Source organism: Curtobacterium sp. NPDC087080, from assembly GCF_044745105.1.
Lineage (GTDB): Bacteria > Actinomycetota > Actinomycetes > Actinomycetales > Microbacteriaceae > Curtobacterium.
Genome location: NZ_JBIUZP010000003.1, coordinates 417,765 through 439,911, shown reverse-complemented (window position 1 = coordinate 439,911; position 22,147 = coordinate 417,765). Strand labels below are relative to the sequence as shown.

General features: G+C 72.7%; 19 protein-coding genes. 12 read left to right on the top strand and 7 right to left on the bottom strand.

The window, feature by feature from the left end:
* The first annotated feature begins 1 nt into the window (after window position 1).
* Together ACIPEQ_RS10385 and ACIPEQ_RS10380 are read left to right on the top strand one after the other, a co-directional pair.
* A complete protein-coding gene (locus tag ACIPEQ_RS10385; RefSeq protein ID WP_402715076.1) occupies window positions 2–1,261 on the top strand; it encodes a D-arabinono-1,4-lactone oxidase in 1,260 nt (419 codons plus the stop codon).
* Window positions 1,262–1,844: 583 nt separating this feature from the next.
* Window positions 1,845–2,747 (top strand): cation-transporting ATPase, encoded by a 903-nt coding sequence (locus tag ACIPEQ_RS10380; RefSeq protein WP_402715075.1) that lies wholly within the window; start codon window positions 1,845–1,847, stop codon window positions 2,745–2,747.
* Between the two features lie 18 nt (window positions 2,748–2,765).
* Here ACIPEQ_RS10380 and ACIPEQ_RS10375 read toward each other — a convergent pair whose 3' ends face one another.
* Window positions 2,766–3,722, bottom strand: a complete 957-nt coding sequence (locus tag ACIPEQ_RS10375; RefSeq protein ID WP_402715074.1) for a DUF5937 family protein — start codon at window positions 3,720–3,722, stop codon at window positions 2,766–2,768.
* Between the two features lie 56 nt (window positions 3,723–3,778).
* Between ACIPEQ_RS10375 and ACIPEQ_RS10370 the strand changes: the two genes are divergently transcribed.
* From ACIPEQ_RS10370 to ACIPEQ_RS10350, 5 genes are all read left to right on the top strand, one after another.
* A complete protein-coding gene (locus ACIPEQ_RS10370) occupies window positions 3,779–5,059 on the top strand; it encodes an MFS transporter (protein WP_402715073.1) in 1,281 nt (426 codons plus the stop codon).
* A gap of 407 nt (window positions 5,060–5,466) precedes the next feature.
* Entirely contained in the window at window positions 5,467–7,134 is a 1,668-nt protein-coding gene (locus tag ACIPEQ_RS10365) for an ABC transporter substrate-binding protein (RefSeq protein ID WP_402715072.1), read from the top strand.
* Window positions 7,131–8,906: a dipeptide ABC transporter ATP-binding protein gene (locus ACIPEQ_RS10360; RefSeq protein WP_402715071.1), complete on the top strand. Its 1,776-nt coding sequence runs from the start codon at window positions 7,131–7,133 to the stop codon at window positions 8,904–8,906. The genes ACIPEQ_RS10365 and ACIPEQ_RS10360 overlap by 4 nt, the downstream gene beginning before the upstream one ends.
* The gene (locus tag ACIPEQ_RS10355) at window positions 8,903–9,841 is read left to right on the top strand and encodes an ABC transporter permease (RefSeq protein WP_402715070.1); all 939 of its coding nucleotides are present in this window, start codon (window positions 8,903–8,905) and stop codon (window positions 9,839–9,841) included. Before ACIPEQ_RS10360 ends, ACIPEQ_RS10355 begins: the two co-directional genes overlap by 4 nt.
* A complete protein-coding gene (locus ACIPEQ_RS10350; RefSeq protein WP_402715069.1) occupies window positions 9,838–10,836 on the top strand; it encodes an ABC transporter permease in 999 nt (332 codons plus the stop codon). The genes ACIPEQ_RS10355 and ACIPEQ_RS10350 overlap by 4 nt, the downstream gene beginning before the upstream one ends.
* Window positions 10,837–10,943: 107 nt before the next feature.
* Here the strand turns inward: ACIPEQ_RS10350 and ACIPEQ_RS10345 are convergent, their stop codons facing one another.
* The 3 genes from ACIPEQ_RS10345 to ACIPEQ_RS10335 all read right to left on the bottom strand — a co-directional run bounded on the left by ACIPEQ_RS10345 (window position 10,944) and on the right by ACIPEQ_RS10335 (window position 15,843).
* Complete coding sequence (locus ACIPEQ_RS10345) at window positions 10,944–12,272, bottom strand: GNAT family N-acetyltransferase (RefSeq protein ID WP_402715068.1); 1,329 nt, start codon at window positions 12,270–12,272, stop codon at window positions 10,944–10,946.
* 211 nt (window positions 12,273–12,483) lie between these two features.
* Entirely contained in the window at window positions 12,484–13,959 is a 1,476-nt protein-coding gene (locus ACIPEQ_RS10340) for a cryptochrome/photolyase family protein (protein WP_402715067.1), read from the bottom strand.
* Window positions 13,960–14,073: 114 nt separating this feature from the next.
* Window positions 14,074–15,843: a hypothetical protein gene (locus ACIPEQ_RS10335; RefSeq protein ID WP_402715066.1), complete on the bottom strand. Its 1,770-nt coding sequence runs from the start codon at window positions 15,841–15,843 to the stop codon at window positions 14,074–14,076.
* A gap of 191 nt (window positions 15,844–16,034) precedes the next feature.
* On the opposite strand from ACIPEQ_RS10335, the gene ACIPEQ_RS10330 reads away from it, so the two are divergent.
* A complete protein-coding gene (locus ACIPEQ_RS10330) occupies window positions 16,035–16,919 on the top strand; it encodes an aminoglycoside phosphotransferase family protein (RefSeq protein ID WP_402715065.1) in 885 nt (294 codons plus the stop codon).
* A gap of 12 nt (window positions 16,920–16,931) precedes the next feature.
* Here ACIPEQ_RS10330 and ACIPEQ_RS10325 read toward each other — a convergent pair whose 3' ends face one another.
* Window positions 16,932–17,486 carry a TetR/AcrR family transcriptional regulator gene (locus ACIPEQ_RS10325; protein WP_402715064.1) on the bottom strand — a complete coding sequence of 185 codons (555 nt, stop codon included), beginning with the start codon at window positions 17,484–17,486 and terminating at the stop codon, window positions 16,932–16,934.
* A 68-nt stretch (window positions 17,487–17,554) separates the two neighbouring features.
* On the opposite strand from ACIPEQ_RS10325, the gene ACIPEQ_RS10320 reads away from it, so the two are divergent.
* Window positions 17,555–18,295: a hypothetical protein gene (locus ACIPEQ_RS10320; RefSeq protein WP_402715063.1), complete on the top strand. Its 741-nt coding sequence runs from the start codon at window positions 17,555–17,557 to the stop codon at window positions 18,293–18,295.
* A 67-nt stretch (window positions 18,296–18,362) separates the two neighbouring features.
* Here the strand turns inward: ACIPEQ_RS10320 and ACIPEQ_RS10315 are convergent, their stop codons facing one another.
* The gene (locus tag ACIPEQ_RS10315; RefSeq protein ID WP_402715062.1) at window positions 18,363–19,241 is read right to left on the bottom strand and encodes an NAD(P)H-binding protein; all 879 of its coding nucleotides are present in this window, start codon (window positions 19,239–19,241) and stop codon (window positions 18,363–18,365) included.
* An 85-nt stretch (window positions 19,242–19,326) separates the two neighbouring features.
* Between ACIPEQ_RS10315 and ACIPEQ_RS10310 the strand changes: the two genes are divergently transcribed.
* The gene (locus tag ACIPEQ_RS10310) at window positions 19,327–20,082 is read left to right on the top strand and encodes a TetR/AcrR family transcriptional regulator (protein ID WP_402715061.1); all 756 of its coding nucleotides are present in this window, start codon (window positions 19,327–19,329) and stop codon (window positions 20,080–20,082) included.
* Between the two features lie 32 nt (window positions 20,083–20,114).
* Here ACIPEQ_RS10310 and ACIPEQ_RS10305 read toward each other — a convergent pair whose 3' ends face one another.
* A complete protein-coding gene (locus ACIPEQ_RS10305) occupies window positions 20,115–20,657 on the bottom strand; it encodes a hypothetical protein (protein ID WP_402715060.1) in 543 nt (180 codons plus the stop codon).
* Window positions 20,658–20,756: 99 nt separating this feature from the next.
* Here ACIPEQ_RS10305 and pnuC point away from each other — a divergent pair, with 99 nt between their 5' ends.
* Both pnuC and ACIPEQ_RS10295 read left to right on the top strand, forming a co-directional pair.
* Complete coding sequence (gene pnuC, locus ACIPEQ_RS10300) at window positions 20,757–21,422, top strand: nicotinamide riboside transporter PnuC (RefSeq protein WP_126890539.1); 666 nt, start codon at window positions 20,757–20,759, stop codon at window positions 21,420–21,422.
* A gap of 82 nt (window positions 21,423–21,504) precedes the next feature.
* Complete coding sequence (locus ACIPEQ_RS10295; protein WP_250367928.1) at window positions 21,505–22,137, top strand: TetR/AcrR family transcriptional regulator; 633 nt, start codon at window positions 21,505–21,507, stop codon at window positions 22,135–22,137.
* Window positions 22,138–22,147: the final 10 nt, after the last annotated feature.

Sequence of the window (22,147 nt, the reverse complement as noted above, 5' to 3'; positions counted from 1 at the left end):
CGTGGCCGCGACGACACGCACCAACTGGGCGGGGAACGTCACCTACCGCGCCTCCGCGCTGGAACGCCCCACCTCGGTGGCGGCCCTGCAGCAGCTCGTCGCGGCCACGCCGCGCCTGACGGCGCTCGGCTCGACGCACTCGTTCAACGACATCGCCGACACCGACGCCGTGCAGGTCACGCTCGCCGGCCTGCCGCCGGTGCTCGAGATCGACGCCGACCGGCGCGTGGTGCGGGTCGCGGCCGGCATGACGCACGCGCAGGTGGGGGCCGGCCTGGAGGCTCGTGGCTGGGCCCTCGCGAACCTCGCCTCCCTGCCGCACATCTCGGTCGCCGGCGCGGTCGCCACCGGCACGCACGGCTCCGGCGTCCGCAACCCGTCGCTCGCGCAGGCGGTCGTCGGTCTCGAGGTCGTCCGGGCCTCCGGCGACGTCGTCCGGGTCGACGCGTCGTCGCCGGACGGCGCCCTCGACGCGCACCGGGTGGCACTCGGCGCGCTCGGCGTCGTCACCGCGGTCGAGCTCGCGATCGAGCCGACGTTCCAGGTGGCCACGACCGTGCACCTCGACCTGCCGTGGAACGCCGTGACGGCACACTTCGACGCGGTGGTGTCGGACGCGTACTCGGTGTCGATGTTCACGTCGTTCGACGACCGCGGCGCCCGCCAGGTGTGGACGAAGCACCGCGTGGACGAAGCCGCACCGTCGGTCGACCTCGTCGCACTCGGTGCCCGCCGTGCCGACGGTCCGGTGCACCCGGGGGAGAACGACGCCGCGAGCGTGACCGAGCAGGGCGGTGTCCCCGGGCCGTGGGCCGAACGGTTGCCGCACTTCCGGTCGACCTTCGAGCCGTCCACCGGCGCCGAGATCCAGGCGGAGTACCTCGTCCCCGCCGAGCACGCCGTCGCCGCGCTGGAGGCCCTGCGTCCGCTCGAACCGCTCCTCGCGCCGCTGCTCATCGCGGCCGAGGTCCGAACGGTCGCTGCCGACACGGCCTGGCTGGCGCCATCGTCGGGACGGCAGTCGGTCGGGCTGCACTTCACCTTCCGACGGGATCCCGCCGCCGTCGCCGCGATGGTCGAGCGCATCGAGGAGCTCCTCGCGCCGTTCGACCCCCGGCCGCACTGGGGCAAGGTCTCGGCCGCGAGCGTCGAGCGCCTGCACGAGGCGTACCCGCGGCTGCACGACTTCTCGGCGCTGGCGCGGGACCTCGACCCGACCGGGCGGTTCCGCAACGCGTTCCTGGCGCGCCTGCTGTCCTGACGCGCCTGCTGTCCTGACGCGCCTGCTGTCCTGACCGACGGGGTGCCCCTCGCCGCTGGTGGCGGCGAGGGGCACCCGCATCCTCAGCCCTTGCGGAGCAGGTCGACCAGCAGCCTGGTGGTGTTCACGAGCAAGCTCGCGATCCCCAGCCAGAGCGCCTGACGCCTGTTCCGGCCGTCGTCGTCTCGCGACATCGAGGACCTCCTGGTGTCGTCGCCGGCGGACACGAAGAGCTTCGAGCCAGGGATGCGAAGCCGAGCGGGCTCGGCTACCATCGGTCCGAGCGCTGAGCTCGGGGATGGGTTTGCATCCCTGGCTTTCCACTCGGAAGGCGAACTGAGGCCCGGATCTGTTCCAGCAGATCCGGGCCTCGCACGTTCACCTGGCCGCGCTCCGGCGGGTGCGCGGCCGAGGACACCCTACCGAACCGTCCGGTGATGTACCACCGCCGTGGCCCTGCTGGTGTTCGTCCGCGGCCGGGCGATCCGCTGCTCCGGCGCTCACAGCGCTCTCGGACCTGATCGGCGGGTGGCGCACTGCTCCGTCGCTGAGTGCTCACATGTGTGATCACAAAGGTTGGGGCATGGCGAACCTCAACCGGATCCTCGGCATGGCCTCGAAGGTCATCGACAAGCAGATGCAGAAGCAGCGCGCGCAGGGGCACGCCGCCGCCGGCGACCAGCAGAACGCGCGCGGCACCGGGGGTGGAACCGACTGGCGCGACATCGTCCGCGGCGCGGCGGACAAGCTGACGGGCGACGACCGCTCACGGCAGCCGCAGCCGGGCCAGCAGCAGTACGGCCAGCAGCAGCAGCAGCAGCCGGGCCAGCAGCAGTACGGACAGCAGCAGTACGGCCAGCCGCAGCGACACCAGGGACAGGCGGACCCCGACAAGGTCGCCCTCGCGAAGTACGACTACCTGCTCCGCACGGCGAACCCCGACCAGATCGAGCAGGTGCACCACGACGCCTTCGCCCGGCTCACCCCGGCGCAGCGCCAGCAGGTGCGGGACCGGCTCAACTCGGAGCTGCCGCCGCACGAGCACCTGCGCGACGACTCGTCCGGCGGCATGGCCCGGGCGATGACCCGTGGTGAGATGTCGCGGCCCGGGCTCATCCGTCGCGTGCTCGGTGGTTCCGGACGGCAGGGCGGCGGCAGTGGGCGCGGCGGCGCGTTCGCCGGCGGCGCGGCCGTCGGTGCCGGTGCGATGGCCCTGGGCGGTCTCGCGGTGGCCGTCGCCGGTGGAGCGGTGGTCAGCGCAGCAGCGGCGCCGGTCCTGGCCGGCGCGGCCGACCTCGGCGTCGACTTCGAGGGCATCGCCTCCGGCATGGGTGACCTCGGACTCGCGGACCTGGGCGGCGGGGTCGAGGGCTTCGCCGCCGAGGGCGAGCAGTTCCTGGGCGGACTGGGCGAGCAGGCCTCCGGGCTGGGCGAGCAGGCGTCGAACCTGGGCAACGACCTCCTCGGCGGACTCTTCGACCGCTGACGCACCACGGCGGCGCGCTCACTCCCGGCGGACGAGCGCGTCGCCGACAGAGCTACGGTAGTACAGGACCGCTCGGCCGTACCGTGTGCGGTTCAGCAGTCCTCCGCGCTCCATCACCCGCAGGTGCTGGTTCACGGCAGAGGTCGAGACGCCGAACCGCATGGCGAGGTCGGTCGACGACGCCGGCTCGCCGAGCGCGTCGAGGAGCGCCGCCCGGGTGGCACCGAGCAGGTCCCGGACGGCCCCGACGTCGGGGTGCGACGCGGTCGACCACATCGCTCCCTGGCCCCGGGCCGGGTACATCACGGTCGGGGGCAGGTCGTCGTCGATCGGCGTCGAAGCACGGACGACGAAGACCGACGGGACGAGCGTCAAGCCCTCGCCCTGCACCGGACGGTCGCGGGCGATCGGGCTGTTCAGACGGACGTCGACGTGCCGACCGTCGAAGCGGACCGACTCGGAGAGGCCGCCGAGCACCGCGCCGACCCCCTCGTGCGCGGCGATCCGTCCGCGGTGCGTGACGTCGGCCTGCAGCACGCGGCGCATCCGCGGCCAGTACGGCGCGAAGCAGAGCTCCCACGTCGTCGCGAGCGCGCGCACGAGCCGGTCGACGACGTCCTCGTGCCGTCCGACGAACACGTCCGGCACGGAGCCGTGCACCCGCTCGAGGTCGGCGCGGAGCCGTGCGGGGGAGATCCGGCCGAGGGCTCGGAGCTCGTCGTCGAACGACCCGAGGGGCGAGTCCGGTCGGGGGTTGACGAAGTCCGCGACCCACCGACGCTCGTCGACCAGCCCGGCGAGGACGGGGCGGTCGAGGACGGGGAGCACACCGGTGATGCGCTCGAGCCACGGGCGCTGCAACGGGTACCGTTCCGGCGCTCGGAAGGCACGCAGTCCGAGCCCCAGCTCCGACAGCGGCGAGATGCCGAACCGCACCGCCGAGACGTCCGACGGGTCGAGGCGGTACCGGATCATGAAGCCCGACGCTACATCTGTTCGGGAGAGCGCCGCGACGGTGCGAGAACTGGAGCGTGAGCACCACGGCGCAACCGGTCCCGATCCGCACCCTCGTCCGGCAGGACCCGACCCTTCGACGTCTGCTCACGGTGACGCTGGTGGACACCCTCGGCCGCGGCGCGTTCTTCACGCTCACCTCGCTGTACCTCATCACGATCGTCGGGATCCCGGCGGTCGCGGTCGGTCTCGGGCTCACCGTCGCCGGAGCGGTCGGCGTGGCCTCGTCGCTGGTCTTCGGGCACCTGGCGGACCGGGTCAGCGCGCGACGGATGCTCGTCTGGCTGCACCTCGTGCAGGGGCTCGCGCTCATCAGCTACGTGCTCGTCCACGACCTGCCGACCCTGATCGCGACGGCGTCCGTCGTGACGCTCGCGCAACAGGGCGGGGGCTCCGTCCGGGGTGCCGCGGTCGGACGGGCGTTCCCCGGTGCCGAGCGTGTCCGCGTCCGGGCGACCATGCGCACGGTCACGAACGTCGGTATCGGCGTGGGCACCGCACTGGCCGCGGTCCCGCTCGCGATCGGCACCGGCGAGGCCTACCGCGTGACGATGGTCCTCTCGGGCGCCCTGTTCCTGGCGTCGGCGGTCCTCGTCGCCGGTCTCCCGAGCGTGCGGGTCGACGCAGCACCGGCCGACCGGACCGACACCGGCACGATCGTCCGGCAGGAGCCCGCCGGCCGCAGCCCCTACCGCGACGTCCGGTTCCTCGCGGTCACCGCCCTGACCGGGCTGTTCGGCATGCAGTTCGGCCTGTTCGAGGTCGGCGTGCCGATCTGGGTCGTGCAGCACACCGTCGCGCCGGACGTGCTCGTCTCGCCCCTGCTGCTCGTGAACACCGTGATCGTCGTGCTGCTGCAGGTCCGGCTGAGCCGCGGGACCGACACCGTCGCGGGTGCGGCGCGGGTCATGCGGCACGCGGGGTGGGTCATGGCGGTGGCGTGCGGGCTGTGGGCGGCTGCCGGATGGGTACGCGGGGACGACTGGGTGCCGGCGGCGATCGCGACCGCCGTGCTCGTCCTCGCGGCGGTCGCCCACTCGCTCGCGGAGATCACCTCGAGCGCCGCCGGGTGGGCGCTGAGCTTCGAGCTCGCACCGGCGGACCGCGTCGGCGCCTACCAGGGGGTCTACGGCACCGGGTACGCGGTGGCGGCGATGGTCGCCCCGACCGTGGTGACCCTGACCGCCGTCGACCTCGGGACGGTCGGGTGGGGGATCCTCGCCGTCGTGTTCCTCGGCTCGGCGCTCGGCGTGGGTGCGATCACCGGACGGGCCGCGCGCACGACGGTCGCGGCCTGACGGGGCAGCGATCGACCGGGCGGGCCTCGCGCACGACGATCGCGCCCTGACGGGGCAGCGATCGTCCGGACGGGCCGCGCGCGCGACGATCGCGGCCTGACGGGGCCGCACCGTGCCTCCCGGCCGGTCCGACCTGGCCCGGCACCGGGCGGGATCCGGACGACCCGCGCGCCCCGGGAATACGCTCGGGGCGCAGACGTTGGCACGTTGCGTCATGCAATGTTGCGTTGCATGTCGTCCGGACCCCGCGGGCGTTCGGATCCGCGCACCGACCGGTGCGACCATGGACCGCCCGGCCACCCGAACCGGGCCGGACGCCCGGTCCACCACGACGACGAGGGCCGCAGCCGACCGGGCCACCCGGTCGTCCGCGCCCGACACCCCCACCCCACGAGGAGCAGCACACCATGCACCGCCCCAAGCGCTTGACGATCACCGCGGCCGTCGCCGCCGCCGCAGCCCTCGTGCTGACCGGCTGCTCGGGTGGCGGCGCGTCGGACGACGCGTCCACCGGCACGAGCAAGGGCGGCACGCTCGACATCCTGACGGCGCAGACCGCGCTGCACTGGGACCCGGCGACGAGCCAGAGCCTCGGTATCACCTCGATGGGCCTGGTCGCCCGCCGCCTGACCACGTGGGACGTCCAGCCCGGCAAGACCGCGAAGGTCGTGCCGGACCTCGCGACCACCACCGGTGAGTCGAGCGACGGCGGCAAGACCTGGACCTACACGCTGAAGGACGGCCTGAAGTTCCAGGACGGCACGCCGATCACCACGAAGGACGTCAAGTGGGGGATCGAGCGGTCGTTCGCCCCGAACCTCACCGGTGGCCTGAGCTACCACAAGTCCCTGCTCGTCGGCGGCTCCGACTACCAGGGCCCCTTCGAGGGGAAGACGCTCGACAGCATCGAGACCCCGGACGACAAGACCATCGTCTTCAAGCTCGACGCCCCGTACGGCGACTGGCCGTGGCTCGCCTCGATGCCGGCGTTCGCACCCGTGCCCGAGGGCGCGGGCAAGGACACCGGCGCCTACGACGCGAAGCCCGTGTCGAGCGGCCCGTACCAGATCGAGTCGAACACGCAGGGGTCGCAGGTCACGCTCGTCCGGAACAAGGAGTGGAGCGCGAAGACCGACGCGATCCGCACCGCGGGTCCGTCGAAGATCGTGTTCAAGGAGAGCCAGGACGCCTCGACCACGACGCAGAGCCTGATCGCCGACAACGGCGACGCGAAGAACGCCTTCGGCGCGCAGTTCCTCGGTGCCGCCGAGCTCAACCAGGTGCGCGCCAACCCCGCTGCACAGGACCGCCTCGCGACCAGCAAGGCCGGCCCCATCACCTACATGGCGATCAACACCCAGCGTGGAGCGCTGAAGGACCTCAAGGTCCGCCAGGCGCTGCAGTACGCCGTCGACCGCAAGTCCTTCCGCATCGCGGCTGGAGGCGCGCTCGCCGGTGAGTACGCGACGACCCTCGTGACGCCGGGCATCGCCGGACGCCAGGACTACGACCTGTACGAGACCGGCGCGACGGGCGACGTCGACAAGGCGAAGGCGCTCCTGAAGGAGGCGGGGGCCGAGGACCTGTCGCTCACCCTCGTGACGCAGAACGACCCGACGTACCTGGCGCAGGCGCAGGCGCTGCAGGCCGGACTGAAGCGCGCCGGCATCACCGTGACGCTCAAGCCGCTCGACTACGACTCCTTCACGCAGGCCACCACGAACGGCACCGACTTCGACCTGTCGCTGTCGAGCTGGCAGCCGGACTTCCCGAGCGCGAACGCCAACATCCAGCCGCTCTACGACTCGTCGCAGATCGGTGGGGGCGGCTACAACGTCTCGAAGTACAGCAACCCCGAGGTCGACGCCCTCATCGCGAAGGCGACCGGCACCGTCGACCAGTCCGAGGCGCAGGAGCTGTGGGCGCAGGCGGACCGCCGCATCATGGAGGACGCCCCCGTCGTCCCGCTGATCTACGCGAAGCAGTCCTTCCTGGCCGGGTCGAACGTCGAGAACTTCCGCATCGCGGACTTCCCGGCCTACCCGAACTACCTCAAGGTCTCGCTCGCCCAGTGAGTGCACCGCTGCTCGAGGTCGAGGGGCTCCGCGTCGCGTTCGGCGACGCGGAGCCCGTCGTCCGTGACGTCTCCTTCACCCTGACGCCCGGTCGGGTGCTCGCACTCGTCGGCGAGTCCGGTTCCGGCAAGTCGGTCAGCGCCATGAGCGTGCTCGGACTCCTGCCGGCCGCCGCCCGGGTGTCGGGCAGCGCCCGCTTCCGCGGGACCGAGTTGATCGGCGCCTCCGCGGAGGAGCTGCGTGCCGTGCGGGGTGCGGGCATCGGGGTCGTGTTCCAGGAACCGATGAACTCGTTCACCCCCGTGCTGTCGATCGGCACGCAGATCGCCGAGGCCGTGCGGGCACACCCGACCGACCTCGACCGCGCGGGCGTCTCGGCCCGCGTGGACGAGCTGCTCCGCGCCGCCGGGCTCCCGGACCCCACCCGGATCCGGAAGGCGTACCCGCACGAGCTGTCCGGCGGGCAGCTCCAGCGGGCGATGATCGCTACGGCGCTCGCGGGCGACCCCGTCGCGCTGTTCGCCGACGAGCCGACGACCGCGCTCGACGTCACCGTGCAGGCCGGGATCCTCGACCTGCTGCGTCGGCTCGGTCGCGAGCGCGACCTGGCCGTCCTGCTCATCACCCACGACATGGGTGTGGTGGCCGACGTGGCCGACGAGGTCCTGGTGATGCGCCGCGGCGACCCCGTCGAGCACGGCACGGTCACCGACGTCTTCGCGCACCCGACGGCCGACTACACGCGCGAGCTCCTCGCCGCGGTCCCCGCCCTGGAGGCACGACCCGCGTCCGCACCGTCGGCTGCGGCCGAGTCGGAGGTCGAGTCTCGGGCCCAGCGACCGTCCTCGGGCGCCGCGGCGCGAGGAACGTCGCCCAGCGCGAGTCTCGCGTCCGGAGCCGAGCCCGTGCCGGGCGCGGGCGAGGCGGCCGACGCGAGCCGTGCCTCCCGACCGGAACCCGTGGTCGCGCGCCTGCGCGACGTCGCCGTGCGCTACGCACGCCGCGGTGAACCCACCGTGCGCGGGATCGACCTCGAGCTCACGGCCGGTCGGACGCTCGGCCTGGTGGGGGAGTCGGGGTCCGGCAAGTCGACCATCGGACGCGCACTCGCCGGACTCGTCCCCGTCGTGGACGGCTCGGTCGAGGTCGACGGGAACGACCTGCGCACCGCACGCGGGAAGCGCCTGCGCGAGCTCCGCAGCCGCGTAGGCATCGTCTTCCAGGACCCGGCGTCGTCGCTGAACCCGCGACAGACCATCGGCTGGAGCATCGCCGAACCGCTGCTCGTGCACGGCGAGGGCACCCCGGCATCGCGCGCCGACCGCGCCCGCGAGCTCCTGTCCGCGGTGCAGCTCGACCCGTCGTGGACCGAACGGTTCCCGCACCAGCTGTCCGGCGGCCAGCGGCAGCGCGTCGCCGTCGCCCGGGCACTGGCGCTCCGACCGGCGCTGGTGATCGCCGACGAGCCGACCAGCGCCCTCGACGTCACCGTGCAGGCCGCGGTGCTCGACCTGCTCGCGGACCTGCAGGACGAGTTCGGCTTCGGCATGCTGCTCATCAGCCACGACCTGGCGGTGGTGCGCCAGCTCGCCGACGACGTCGTCGTGCTGCACGACGGCCGCATCGTCGAGCGCGGCGCGACCCCTGCCGTGCTCGACCACCCGCAGCAGGACTACACGCGCATGCTGCTCGCGGCGGCCCCGGTCGCCGACCCCGAGCGACAGGCCGCCCGCCGCGAGGCCTGGCGGGCCTGGGAAGGAGTGGTCTCGTGACCGCGAACGTCGTCGACCGGCCTGTCTCCGCGTCGGCAGGTCGGACCACCGGGTTCCGGTCCGTTTTGCGCCGGGTCCGTCAGGATCGCTGGGCCGTGGCCGCCGCGCTCGTCATCGCGGTGTTCGTCGTCGTGGCGATCGCCGCACCGCTCATCGCAGCCGTGACGGGGCAGAACCCGTACAGCTACAACGTCGACGCGCTCAACGACTTCGGGGCGCCCCGCGGCGCTGCCGGCGGTGTGAGCGGCGAGCACTGGTTCGGCGTCGAGCCACTGACCGGGCGGGACCTCTTCGCCATCGTGACGTACGGCGCGCGGACGTCGTTGGGCATCGGGCTCGCTGCGACCGCGATGTCGATCGTGATCGGGGTGCTCGTCGGTGTCACCACGGGGTTCCTCGGCGGCTGGTACGACCGGGTGCTGTCGCGCGTGGTCGACGTGATCTTCGGCTTCCCGTCCCTGGTCTTCATGATCGCGCTCACCGCGGTCGTGCCGACCTCGTTCCCGAAGCCGCTGCTCGTCGTGCTCGTGATCGGGTTCTTCGGGTGGCCCTCCGTGGCCCGCGTCGTGCGGGGACAGACGCTCTCGCTCGTGAGCCGGAACTACGTCGTCGCCTCGACCGCGATGGGTGCGGGGCGCTGGCACGTCATCCGCAAGCAGCTCCTGCCGAACCTCGCCGCGACCATCACCGTCTACGCGACCATCTCGATCCCGTCGATGATCGGCGCCGAGGCCGCGCTGTCCTTCCTGGCCGTCGGCGTCAACCCGCCGACGCCGTCGTGGGGCCGCAGCATCGGCGACGCGATCGGCTGGGTGCAGACCGACCCGATGTACCTCGTCTTCCCCGGAGCCGCACTGTTCCTCATCACCCTGGCCTTCAACGTGCTCGGTGACGCCCTGCGCGACGCCCTCGACCCGCGAGGGGGCGACCGGTGAGCACCTTCCGCTTCCTGGCCGTCCGGATCCTCGGTGCGGTCGTCGTGCTGTTCGTCGTCGCGGCGATCACCTATGCGCTCTTCATGCTGCTGCCGACGAACCCGGCCCGGGCGATCTGCGACAAGCCGTGCACGCCCGAGCGGCTCGCGGACGTGCAGGCGTTCCTCGGCACCGACAAGCCGTGGTTCGCGCAGTTCGGGGCGTACCTCGCCGGCATCTTCGCCGGTCGCACGTTCGGGTCCGGCGCGTCCACGATCACGTGCGCGGCGCCGTGCTTCGGGTACTCGTTCCAGCTGCACGACAGCGTCACGAACCTCATCGCGTCGCGCCTGCCCGTGACCGCGTCGATCGCCGTCGGGGCCGCCGTGCTGTGGCTCGTCGCCGGTGTCGCGGGCGGCACGGTGTCCGCGCTCAAGCGGGGGACGCTGGCCGACCGCGCGGTCATGACCGTCGCCGTGGCCGGGGTGTCCTCGCCCGCGTACCTGATCGGGCTGCTCGCGATCCTGGTGTTCGGCTTCACCCTCGGGTGGCTGCCCACGAGCGGCTACGTGCCGTTCGTCGAGGACCCGGTCGGCTGGGTGACGCACCTGGTGCTGCCGTGGTGCGTGCTCGCGTTCATCAGCGCCGCCATCTACGCCCGGCTGACCCGCGGCGAGATGCTCGAGTCGATGTCGCAGGACTTCGTCCGGACCGCCCGCGCGAAGGGCCTGCGGGAACGTCAGGTCGTCGTGCGGCACGGACTCCGGACGGCGATCCTGCCCGTGGTGACGCTGTTCGGGCTCGACCTCGGGTCGCTGCTCGGCGGTGCGGTCATCACCGAGAAGGTGTTCTCGATGCAGGGCCTCGGAGCGCTGCTGATCGACGCGGTGCACACCCTCGACCTGCAGGTGGTCGTCGGCTTCACGGTGTTCTCGGCGCTGCTCATCGTCACCGCGAACGTGATCGTGGACGTGGTCTACGCGTTCGTCGACCCGCGGGTGCGCCGCCGGGCCTAGGCGCCGCGTCCGCCCGCCTCCGCGAAACGCAACGGGGCGACTCCTCGCAGCGATGTACCGCTGCGCGGAGTCGCCGACGTTGCGTTTTGCGGAAGGGGAAGGGGCGCCTAGAAGTACGTGATCCCGTGCGGCGTCCGCGTCGGCGTGAGCATCGCCCGGAGCAGCGCCGGCGCCGCCGGGTCCGCCGCCCGCACGAGCCCGGCCGCCGCGAGCGTCACCGGTGACACCGAACCGATGAGCACCGCACCGAGGTCCGCCACGTCGAGCCGCAGGTCGGCCTCGCCGTCGTCGCCGTCGGACAGGCGCGTCACCGAGCCCTGCCCGTTCACGACGTCGAGCCGGTAGGTGCCCGCCGCGAAGCCCATCGCGTCCGAGACCGCGAGGGTCACCGACCCGTCGACCGCGTACGGCCGGCTGGTGAGCACCGCCGGCACGTCGAGCACCCGGAGCCAGACGTGGTCCTCCTCGTGCTCGACGTCGTACGCACGGTTGTCGCCGAGCGCCGCGACGATCGGGTCGTCGAGCCGCGAGCGGTTGTACTTCACGACGTCGTTCAGGTCGATCGACAGCAGGAACTCCCACAGCGACAGGTACGCGGCGTCGGTCGCGTAGACGAGGTCGACGACCTCGAGCACGGTGTCGCCCGTGCCCTCCTTCACGCGCCAGGTCACGTAGCCGTCGATCTCGGCCGGGTCGGCCCCGGCACCCTCCGGACGGTGCACCGCGGCGCGGACGTCCTTCGCCGGGGAGCCGTCGCCGTTCCGCTGCCCGAGGACGATCGGCCACGTGCCGGCGTTCCGGACCATCGAGCCGGGGGTTCGCGCGTCGAACCGGTCGAACACGGCGCGGCCGGTGCCCTCGGCGAGCCACTCCGGCGTCACGACCGTCACGGTGCCGGTCGTCGGTGCGAGCAGCGGCAGGGCACGCTCGCGGCGGACGGTCACGGCTCGCTCGCGGATGGCGCAGCCGAAGCCGAAGCGTCGGTAGATCGTGCCCTCGGACGCGGTGAGCGACGCGACGGCGTAGCCCTCGGCGACACCGCGCTCGAGCGCGTGCGTCATCATCCGTCGGAGGATCCCCCGACGGCGCTCGGTCGGCCGGACCGTGACGGCGGAGATCGCCTGGGTGTCGATCGAGGCGCCCTCGTCCCAGGTCAGGCGCTTGCGGAACCACGTGAAGGTCCCCGCCGGCCAGGTCTCGTCGACGGATCCGGGGAGCGGGTCGCGCACGTACACACCGAGGAACGTCTCCTGGTCCTCGAGGAAGTGCGACGCCATCCGCGCGGCGCCCTCGGCATCGGGGTGCGGCTCGTGGAAGCCGAGCCCCACGGCGTGCATCCACGCCTCCGTCTCCGGTGTCGGAGCGCCCTGGTCGTCGGTCGTCGGCGCGAACTCGCGCAGGTCGTAGCGGTCGTCGAATGCGTCGTTGCTGGCCACGAGCCGACCCTACCGGGGCGCTCCTCACGGGCGCCTCCCTCGCGCGGTGGAGCAGGAACCGTCGGGTGGACGGGGGCGACCCGACGTCTGCTGCTCCATGAACGCACGCCGGTTGCGTGCGCGGTGGTGACGGAGGACGGACGGGAGGCACGTGGCGGCGTCGCACCGAGCCTCCCGTCCGCCTCGTGGCCACCCGACCGACCGTGGCCGGTCAGGGCGTGCCGCGTCGCGCCTCCTGCGCCACCACCTCGTCGAGATCCGCCAGCTTCCGCATCTGCTGCAGCGGCCGCGCCATCCGGTTGTTGTCGCGCAGCGCGGGCTCCGTGCGCGACAGGAAGGCCCAGTAGCCCGCCGTGAAGGGGCAGGCGTCCTCGCCGAGCCGCTTCGTCGGGTCGTAGCGGCACCCGCCGCAGTGGTCGGACATCCGGTCGATGTACCGCCCGCCGGACGCGTACGGCTTCGTCGCGACCATGCCGCCGTCGGCGTGCTGCGACATCCCGATGATGTTCGCCGGCATCACCCAGTCGGTGCCGTCGACGAACACGTCGGTGAACCACTCGGTCAGGTGCACCGGGTCGTACCCGCGCTGCAACGCCCAGTTGCCGAGCACCATGAGCCGTTGGATGTGGTGCAGCCAGCCGTGGTCGTGCAGCCCCTCCATCGCCGTGGACAGGCAGACCGCGTCGATCTCCGACGCGTCCAGCTCCTGCCACCAGCGGGGGAGCCGCTCGTGTGCGCCGAGAGCGTTCTCGTCTGCGCCGTAGTCGTCGCCGAACCACCAGTAGAGGTGCCAGACGTAGTCGCGCCAGCCGGCGACCTGGCGGACGAAGCCCTCGACGCTCGCGAGCGGCGCGTCGTGGTCGCGGTGGGCGGTGAGGGCTGCCTCGACGACCTCGAACGGGTCGAGCACGCCGAGGTTCATCGGGACGCTGAGCAGCGAGTGCGCCATCGTCCAGTCGTTCGTCAGCGTGGCGTCCTCGAACGGCCCGAAGTCCCCGAGCCGGACCTGCACGAAGTCGTCGAGGGCCTGTCGGGCCTCGTCGGCGGTGACCGCGAAGCGGCGGGTGTCGTCCCGGCCGACGAACCGGACGTGGCCGTCGCGTTCCCAGCGGTCGAGGTCGTGGCGGACCTCGTCGTCGATGTCGTCCTCGGTCGGCCACCAGGGCTCCGGCAGCCCGAGCGTCGTCGCGCCCCTGGGCGGGGGTTCGCGGTTCTGGTCGTCGAGGCTGAACTTCCCGCCGACGGGCTGGTCCGAGTGCATCAGCCAGCCCTCGCGGCGGCGGACCCGCTCGTAGTGGGTCTCCATGCGGAAGCGCCCCGTGCGCTCGGCGGCCCACTCGGCGAACTCGGCCTCGTCGGTGATGAACCCGCGGCTCGGCAGGACCTCGGTACCGCGGCCCCAGTGCCGGACCTGCGCGCGGAGGGTGCGTGACGGCGGGTCGACCACGTCGAGGTCGTCGCGTCCGACCAGGGCGTCCTCCAGGGTCGCGACCTGCACGTGCTCGGCCCGGTCGCCGAGCTCGCGCACGCGGTGCCGGAGGGCGCTCAACCAGAGGTGCGCCTTCGCACGGTGCACCGGTCGGGCGGTGAAGAACTCGCGGGCCTCGACCACGAGTGCGGGGCCACCGTCGTCGAACAGCGGTCCGTACTGTCCGGGGAGGACGAGCCTGGTGCGGTCGGATGCCATGCCCGGACGGTACCGACGGCGTGTGACGACCGGCTGACGGGACGTGTGCCCCGACGACCGGGGGCCGCCGACGACCGGTGTCGTCGACGGCCCCGGGGCGGCCGGACGGCCGCGTCAGTTGTACGACGCGAGCCGGTTCGGTGCCGTGTTGCCCGCCGGCGTCGGCACCGCCCCGCCGGCCCCGTTGATGACGCTCGAGATCGTGCCGGTGTCCCCGAGCGACACCGTCACGAGCCCGTGCGCCCGGATGCCCGACCCCGTCGGGGTCTCGAACGCCCGGTCGGCGTGGACGGAGGGGTTCGTGTTGAAGAAGCAGTACACGCCACCGCCCCAGATCTCGTGGTTCGTCACGCCCGACGCGACCTTGTACGCCGCGTAGCCGGCCCCGGTCGGGCTCTGCCACGAGGCGTTGTCCGGCACGTCGTACGGCATCTCGTTCTGGAAGAAGATCGTCCGACCCCGGTTGCCGTTCCACAGCACCTCGTACTGCTGGTAGTGCTCGACGAACAGCCCCGTGGCGAGCACGTCGTCCCCGTTCACCTCGACGTCCCGGGCGCCGGTGTTGACGTTCCACCCCGTCGCTGCTCCGCCGTGGTCGGCCCGCCACGCCCAGATGTGGTCGACCAGCGTGTCGTCCGCGTTGACCTGCAGCGTCGTGGACGCCTTGCCCTGGATGCTCGACCCGACACGGAAGAACACGTCCTGGATGCTCTGCGGATCGGCAGCGTGGTCGGCGTGCGACCCGCTGGTGCCGAGTCGGACGAGCTGCGCGCTGTTCTGCGTCCCCGCGTCCAAGACCAGGTTCGACACGTTCACCCCGGAGACGTCGGCGGTGGTGAGCACCGCGTTGCCGGCGGTCGGCACGAGCGTCGGGAAACCGATGCCCGTGACGACGGTGTCCGGACGTGTGACGTTCAGCGCGGCGTTCAGCTGGTACGTGCCCGGAGTGAAGAACAGGTTGAGCCCCTGCGCGAGTGCGCTGTTGATCGTCGCCGCGCTGTCACCGGGGTGCGCGACGTAGAAGTTGCGCATCGGGATGTCCGTCCCCGGCGTGTTGGGCCACGTCACCCCTGCGGAGTTCGTCCGCAGCGACGGCACGAACACGTGGTACCGGTTCGACGAGTCGACGTACAGGTACGGCTTCTCCCGCGTCACCGGGGTGGTCGACAGCGTCGTGAAGCTCTTCGAGAAGTCGTTCGCCGGCGCGCCCTGCACGCCCGAGAACACCATGTTCCAGTTGCCGCCCTGCCAGCTGCCGAGCGTCGAGTTCCGCGTGTACCACTGCTGCTGCGACCCGCTCGTGACCGTACCGTCGACCTTCGAGTCGGCTATGTAACCACCGGACGAGTACCCCTGCCCGCCGTCCTGGTTCGACGGCCCCATCGTCAGGTTCCCCTTCACGTGGACCCGCCGCATCGGTGCGGCCTGCGACACCGCCCACCGATCGGTCCCGCCCTCGGGCACCACCGACAGGTTCTCCGCCGACCGCCAGAAGTTCTGCGTCGCGTTCTTCTCGTCGCCGGCGTTCCAGCCGGAGTCGACGTTGAGCGCGCCGGAGATCGTCACGTCGTCGGGGTTCTTCCCGAGACCGGCCACCGAGGTGTAGAAGCCGAGGTTCGCCCAGACCCGACCGTAGCTGCCCGGCTTGAACAGGAAGGCGTACCGCTGCGAGCCGAACTGCGCGCTGGTGCTGCGGAGCTGCGAGGAGAACGCCGCGTCGACGTCGGCCTGGATCGTCGACGTCGGGGTGGACTGGTCGTAGACCTTGACGCTGCTCCCGAAGTCCGGGGTGTCGCTGGTCGGGACGGCTGCATGTGCCTGCAGGGCAGGGGTCAGGGCGCCGACCAGGCCGACCGCCGTGATCGTCGCGAGGAGCGTGCTCATCCGTCGTTGCATGATGCTCGATTCGTCTGCGGGCGGCCCCGTTGCCGCCCGCAACAGACGGTAGACCCGCTTCGGCGCCGCGGCAGTCGGTGCTGCGGCGGACAAGCGCGTACCCCGTTCGGGGGTCGGTCGGGAGGCCCGGACCGCGCCCGCCTCGCCGCTCCCGGTGCGGTGGTCGGTACGCTGCGCGCATGTGGCCGACCGAGCCGGACTGGCGTGCGTCCGTCCCGCGCCTGCTCGCCCGCGCGGTCGAGCGCTGGGGCCTGCGCCCCGGCGAGCCGTACACCGGCGGCAGCGTCTCGCACGTCGTGCCCGTGCGACTGCCCGACGGTGGCGACGCCGTCCTCAAGCTGTCCCTCCCGCACCGTGAGGCCGAGCACGAGGCCGCAGCGCTCGCGTGGTGGGACGGCGCCGGTGCGGTCGGCCTGCTCGCCGTCGACCCCGACGACCCCTTCGTGCTGCTGCTCGAGCACTGCGACCCCGGCACCCGACTCGTGGAGCGCGACGACCTGCCGGCCGCGGACTGCCTCCGCACCGCGGCCGGCCTGCTCACCCGGCTCTGGGCGACCGGGGTCCCGGACGACCACCCGTTCGAGTCGGTCGCCGACGTCGCCGCAGAGTGGGCGGCGCTCGCCGATGCCCGGATGCGCGAGCTCGCGCCTCCGTTCGACCCCGGACTCGTGCGCCGCGGCACCGACCTGCTCCGCACCCTGCCGAGCGGGGCTTCGCGGTCGGTGGTCGTGCACGGGGACGCGAACCCGGGCAACGTGCTCGCCGCCCGGCGGGAGCCGTGGCTCGTCATCGACCCGAAGCCGATGGTCGGCGATCCCGCGTACGACCTGTGCCCGTTGCTCGTGCAGGTCGACGACCCGTTCCGCGCGGACGACCCCCTGCGCGCCGTCCGACAGCGCGTCGCCGTGCTCGCGGACGCGACCGGCGAGCCCGGGGACCGGGTTGCCGCCTGGTGCACGGCGCGGCTCGTGGAGTCGGCGCTGTGGTCCGTCAGTCGTGGTGCGCTCGACGACGGCCGCGACGCGATGCGGCGCGCAGCGGTGACGGGCCGACTCGCGACCTGACCGTCCTGGGGATCAGCGTCGCTCGAGTCCGGCGACGTAGGCCGTGAGCACCGCGGTGGAGTCGACCGTGGCGACCGTGCCGACGCGGTAGAGCAGCAGGGCGTCGACGACCCCCACGAGGTCCGGTGCAGTCGCATCCGGATCGACGACGCCGATGCCGTCGAGCAGGGCTCGAGCTGCACGGACGAGCTCGTCGCGCACCGGGTCCGCCCCGGTCAGGGGAGCGCGGAGCTCGGTGTCGTCCCGCAGCTCGACGAGGAGTGCCAGCCGCGCGGCCTGTGCGTCGCTGCGGGCGGCCAGTGCGTCGAGGAACCCCGTCGCCACGGCCACGACCGCGGCGTCGTCCGGGTCCTCCGGCAGTCGGAGCCCGGCGACGTCCGCCGCCAGCTGCTCGGTGATCCGTGCCGCGACCAGCGCGAGCAGGGCGCGTCGGGTGGACGCGTAGTACGTCGTCGACCCGGGTGGGACGCCTGCCTCGGTGTCGACACCACGGTGCGTGAGCGATCGCGCACCCCCGCGCGCCACGAGGCGGACCGCTGCGTCGGCGAGGTCCTCGCGTCGTCCCATGGCTTCCCCTCCCGGCTCGACCATCGTACTGTTCTCTACATCTGTAGAGGAACGATCGGGAGGGTGTCGTGCGCGCAGTCGTCATCGGCGGGGGAGCATCGGGTCGAGCGATCGGAGCGGCGATCGCAGCGCGCGGGTGGGCGGTGCAGCTGTCGTCCCGGAGGACGGGCCTCGACGTCCTGCGCGACGACGTCGTGTCCGCGCTCACCGGCGCCGACGTCGTGGTCGAGGCCACGGGTCGCTTCACGACGAGCCGTCGGCGTGCCACGGACTTCTTCGTCCGGTCGACCACCGCGATCGGGTCCGCTGCAGCGGTGGTCGGCGCGCGGCACGTCCTGCTGTCGATCGTCGGGTGCGAGCGGCCGGAAGTGCAGGGGTACGGCTACTTCGCCGGCAAGGCCGCGCAGGAGCGCGCCGCGCTGACGACGGGCGCCCCGCTGACCGTGGTCCGTTCGACGCAGTGGCACGAGTTCGCGGAGCAGAACGCCGAGCGGTTCGGTGTCGGTCGCGTCGCGCTGGTCCCGGCGATGACGATCGCTCCCGTGGCACTGACCGCGGTGGCCGCCGTCGTGGCGGACGTCGTCTCGCGTGACCGCGCCGAGCGGCGGGTCGAGGTCGGCGGTCCGGAGCGCACGACACTGCTCGAGATGACCAGGGCGTTGCCCGGTCCCGGGGTCCGCGCGCTGTCGCTCCGCCTCCCCGGGCGTCTCGGGCGCGCGTTCCGAGACGGTGCGCTCCTGCCGGGTGCGGGCACGGAGGTGGTCGGGCCGTCGTTCGACGAGTGGGTCGCCGCTCCGTCACGACGCTGACGCCGGTCGGCCGACGGACTCGCGCTCGTCAGCCGGCTGGCCGTCCGTCGGGTTCGGCGGACTCAGCTCAGCGGGAAGCGGATGCGGAAGCGGCAGCCACGACGGCGCCGAGCGCATCGTCCACCGACCGCGGCTCGCGTCCGAGCAGCGTCCGGAGCGTCGGGTCCGCGCCGGCGAACCACCCTGCGCCCGCGGCCTGGTGCATGCCGAGCAGGAACCGGACCATGCGCTCGTCCTGCCCGGCCCCGACCGCCCCCTCGACCCAGCGATGCGGGTCGACGAGCGTGAAGCGGACGTCGTGTCCGACCCGCTCGGCCAGCCGGTCCGTCAGCTCGGCGAAGGTCGGTGCGGCGGGTGCGGTGATGGTCACCGGCCCCTCGGGAGGGGTCTCCTGCAGCAGCAGGGCGGCGGCGGCCTCGGCGGCGTCCTCGCGAGCGGTCCACGAGACCGGGCCGTCCGCCGGCAGGGCGACCGTCCCCGTCTCCGCCCACGGCCCGAGCAACCACTGGAGGCTGTGCGCGTAGAACCCGTTCCGGAGCGCGGTCCACCGGAGGCCTGCGTCGGCGAGCAGGTCCTCGGTGGCCGCGTGGTGCTGTGCGGGGACGAACGGCGATCCGGCCCCCGCGCCCTGGTGGCTCGTGTAGAAGACGTGTCCGACGCCGGCATCGGTCGCTGCCTGCACGGCGTTCCGGTGCTGCCGGACGGTGTCCCCGGTGGGGTCGTTCGACGAGACGAGCAGCAGGCGGTCCGTGTCGGCGAAGGCGGCGGTGAGTGCCCCCTGGTCGTCGTAGTCACCCTGCCGGACCGTCACGCCGCGCTCGGCGAACCGCGCTGCGCGGGCGGGGTCCCGGGTCACGACGACGAGTTCGGAGGCCGGTACGTGTCGGAGGAGGTGGTCGGCGGTGGCGCCGTTGAGGGCACCGGTCGCCCCGGTGATCGTGATCATGGCGTGCTCATTCCTGTTATCGGTGGAAACATCAGAACGGTAACGCTGGTTTCCGCTGGAAGCAAGCACCTGTTAGCGTTGCTCCGTGAGCAACACCGCGCCGGAGTCCGACGCCCGCCGAGACGTCCGCGACCGCATCGTGCTCGCCGCAGCCGACCTGCTGCACGACGGCGTCGATGCGGTGACGACCCGAGCGGTCGCTGCGCGGGCAGGTGTGCAGGCGCCCACCATCTACCGGCTCTTCGGCGACAAGGACGGACTGCTCGACGCGGTCGCCGAGCACACCATGACGGTGTTCAGCGCCGAGAAGGCAGCGGTGGCCGACGCTGCAGGTGCGGACGGGACCGACCCGGTCGAGGCGCTCCGGGCTGGGTGGGACGCGACCATCGCCTTCGGCCTCGCGAACCCCGACCTGTTCGTCATCATGAGCGACCCGCGCCGTGGGCGGGACTCACCCGCGGTCGCCGCCGGGTTGCAGGTGCTCGAGGAGCGACTGCGACGGGTCGCCGCGGCCGGACGCCTGCTCGTCCGCGAGGCGGAGGCGGTCCGGCTGGTGCACGCCGCCGGTACCGGAGCCGTGCTCGCGATCCTGGCGGAACCGGAGGGTGCGCGCGACCCGGCCCTGGCGGACGCGATGTGGGCCGCACTCGAGACACAGGTCGTGGTCCCGGAGCGCGACGTCGTCCCCGGTGCCGCCCGGCCGCTCCGCACGGCGGCGTTGACCCTGCGGGCCGGCGTCGACGGACTCGACCGACTGTCGGTGGGCGAGCGTGCCGTCCTCGCGGAGTGGCTCGACCGCGTGGTGGCGGAACGCGAGGGATCCGGGTCCGACGCCGTCTGACCCCCTGCCCGTCGTCGCACCGGGCCCGCGGCTCAGTCGGTCGCGCCCCTCGGCGGGTCCACGAGCAGGGCGACCCGGTCGCGCAGGTAGTCCTCGAGCGGCACGGCGGTCCCGGCTGTGGGGGACCAGCGGACGACCGGTTCGCCGTCGACCACGGCGAGCACGCCGTCGGCGCCGACGAGCGAGTCGTCGAGCGGGACGGGTACCGCGCCGTGGTTGACGGTGTCGCCCGCGGCGAAGTGCCCCTTCGCCGCGGCGGCCCGGTACGCGCGACGCACCTCGGCGGAGACCGAGACGAACTGCTGACGACCCGGATCGGTCACCCGGGTGATCCGGCCGGTCGCCCAGACCCGACCCGCCGTCTCGGGGGAGGACCCGAGCAGCAGCGCACCGACGCGCCACACCCGGCCGAGGGAGCGGATCGTCGGCTCCCGCCGGATGCCGAGGACGGCGCGCGGCTCGACGTACTCGCCGAGGGCCTCGTCGCGGACGCCGGCTCCCCGGAGGCAGGCCGCAGCCTCGTCGAGGGCAGCGCGGGTGCGCTGCACCGCGTCCTGCACGACCCCGTCCGTCACGGTGCCCGAGCCTAGCCCGGCGCGTCACGCGGGGTCTCGCGGCCGGTGGAATGCGTCTGCTGCCCGTACGGTTGCACGGTCTTGGAACGAGGAGGGCCCATGGGCATCGTGCGGTGGTTGTTCGACGCGCAGCTCGTCATCGGTGACCAGACGGTGCTCTGGCGCGAGGTGATCGGCAACGTGTTCGGGTTGCTCAGCGCGCTCGGCGGGATGCGCCGCAAGGTCTGGGCCTGGCCGGTGGGGATCCTCGGGAACGCCCTGCTCTTCACGGTCTTCATGGGGGCGCTCTTCGACACCCCGAACCCGGTGAACCTGCTCGGCCAGGCCGGCCGACAGGTCATGTTCATCGCGGTCAGCGTCTACGGGTGGTACCGGTGGACGCACCGTGCGGACGAGGCGACGACCGTCGTGGAGCCGCGGTGGGCCTCCTGGTCGACCCGCGGTCTGCTGGTGCTGGCGCTGGTCGGCGGCACCGCCGTCCTGACCCCGGTGTTCCGCGCCCTCGGTTCGTACGAACCGGTGTGGAGCGACGCCTGGATCTTCGTCGGGTCCGTGCTGGCGACCTACGGCATGGCGAAGGGGTGGGTCGAGTTCTGGCTCGTCTGGGTCGCGGTCGACCTGGTCGGTGTGCCGCTGCTCTTCTCGGCCGGGTACTACGCGTCCGGCCTCATGTACGTGTTCTACGGGGTGTTCACCCTGACCGGGTTCTTCGTCTGGATGCAGCAGGGGCGGAAGCCCTCGGCCGCGCCGGTGACGGTGGGCTGACGCACTCGACCGGTGCGACACCTGTCGACTGGCCCCCGCACTGGGTGGGGACACCGTGTCACCGGTGCGATGGAATGTCGGGATGGCAGACATGCACGGCGGGCGCGTCGAGGACGACGCGTCATCGGCCGAGCGGATCGTGCGCGGAGCGATCCGGGCCTTCCGGCTGCACCCGTTCCACGAGGTCGACGCCGGCACGGTCACCGAGACGTGTGGCGTGGACCGCACCGTCGTCGACCGGCTCTTCCCGACCTGGGACGGACTGCTCCTGGTCGCGTACGACCGCTGGCTGCAGCTCCGCGGCTCCCGACGCTCGTCCGTGCCGCGGTGCACGATCGACCACGTGCGGATGACCCTGGCCGAGGACGTCGCCGACCCCGGCCTCGTCCGGTTGCTCGCCGGCGTGCTGCCCCTCGCCGCCTCGGAGCGTGACTTCGCCGGCTTCTTCCGCAAGCGGTTCGAGGAGTACGTCGAGGAGCTGACCGTCGGGCTGCAGCGTGACGTCGCCACCGGCGTCGAGACCATCGGGATCCCGGCGCACCAGGCGGCCACCCAGCTGCTCGCCGTCCACGAGGGGCTGCAGGTGCAGATGCTCGTCCGGCCGTACCTCGACGTGCTGGTCGAGTACGACCGCGCCGTGCACACGCTCCGGCACGGGTGGCGCCAGCCCGAACCCGTGGCCTGGGACCTCGACGCGGCGCTCGTCCTCGGCTGAGTCCGCGGCT